The 1444-nt window shown below is 64.7% G+C and carries 1 protein-coding gene; it reads left to right on the top strand.

Annotated features, from left to right (window positions below):
- Positions 1-204 precede the first annotated feature (204 nt).
- On the top strand, positions 205-1444 hold a 1240-nt coding region (istA, locus tag YA0848_RS28025; protein ID WP_198731459.1), incomplete at its 3' end, for an IS21-like element IS1491 family transposase.

Below are 1444 nucleotides of genomic sequence, written 5' to 3'. Positions count from 1 at the left end.
TGCGGATTCCACGGTCATCTGGCCACCCATTCCATGAGCATCTGACCACCGATTCCACGCTGATCCGGCCACCCATTCCACGCGCATCCGGCCACTGATTCCACGGCCATCCGGCCACTCAACCGGGCAGGCAGCTACGCAGGATTTCTTCACTACCATCGACCTCTTTTTCGAAGCAGAGAGGTCGTCGTGGAGCGTTTATCCATGCGTAAGATTCGCGAAGTACTACGTCTCAAGTTCGAGGTCGGACTATCAGCTCGCCAGATTGCGGTCAGCGTGCAGGTCGGTCGTGTCACCGTCGGCGACTACCTCAATCGTTTTGCCGCCAGTGGTCTCAGTTGGCCCTGTTCGTTGTCCGATGCCGAGTTGGAGCAGCAACTGTTCCCGCCGGCCCCGGCGGTTGCCAGCGAGAAGCGGCCTTTACCCGATTGGGCATGGGTGCATGCCGAACTGCGCCGCCCCGGGGTGACCCTGGCGCTGCTCTGGCAGGAGTACCGCCTGAGCCAGCCGCAGGGCTTTCAGTACAGCTGGTTCTGTGAGCACTACCGGGCCTGGCAGGGCAAGCTGGACGTGGTGATGCGTCAGGAGCACCGCGTCGGCGAGAAGCTGTTCGTCGACTATGCCGGCCAGACGGTGCCGGTTATCGACCGCCACAGCGGCGAGATCCGCCAGGCGCAGGTGTTCGTCGCGGTGCTCGGCGCGTCCAGCTACACCTTCGCCGAAGCCACCTGGTCGCAGCAGCTGCCGGACTGGCTAGGCTCGCATACCCGTTGCTTCGCCTTCCTCGGCGGCGTGCCGGAGATCGTGGTGCCGGACAACCTGCGCAGCGCGGTGAGCAAGGCCCATCGTTACGAGCCGGACATCAACCCCAGCTACCGCGACCTTGCCGAGCACTACGGAGTGGCGGTGGTGCCGGCGCGGGCACGCAAACCGCGCGACAAGGCCAAGGCCGAAGTCGGCGTGCAGGTGGTCGAGCGTTGGATCCTCGCGGCCCTGCGCAACCGTCAGTTCTTCTCCTTGGACGAACTCAACAGCGCCATCTCCGTGTTGCTGGAGCGGCTCAACCAACGCCCGTTCAAGAAGCTGCCGGGCTCGCGCCAGACGGCCTTCGACAGCCTGGATCGTCCGGCGCTGCGCCCCCTGCCGGAGCAACCCTACGTCTACGCCGAGTGGAAGAAAGCGCGGGTGCACATCGACTACCACGTCGAGGTCGATGGGCATTACTACTCGGTGCCGTATCAACTGGTGAAGAAGCAGCTGGAGGTGCGCCTGACGGCGCGCACCGTCGAGTGTTTCCACGCCAACCAGCGAGTGGCCAGCCACCTGCGCTCAATGCACAAGGGCCGGCACAGCACGCAGGCCGAGCACATGCCCAAGAGCCATCGCGAGCATGCCGAGTGGACGCCACAACGGCTGATCCGCTGGGCCGAGCAGACCGGGCCGA

It is taken from the genome of Pseudomonas sp. S4_EA_1b (genome assembly GCF_016307435.1).
GTDB lineage: Bacteria > Pseudomonadota > Gammaproteobacteria > Pseudomonadales > Pseudomonadaceae > Aquipseudomonas > Aquipseudomonas rhodesiae.
This window is presented reverse-complemented; position numbering and strand designations above follow the sequence as displayed.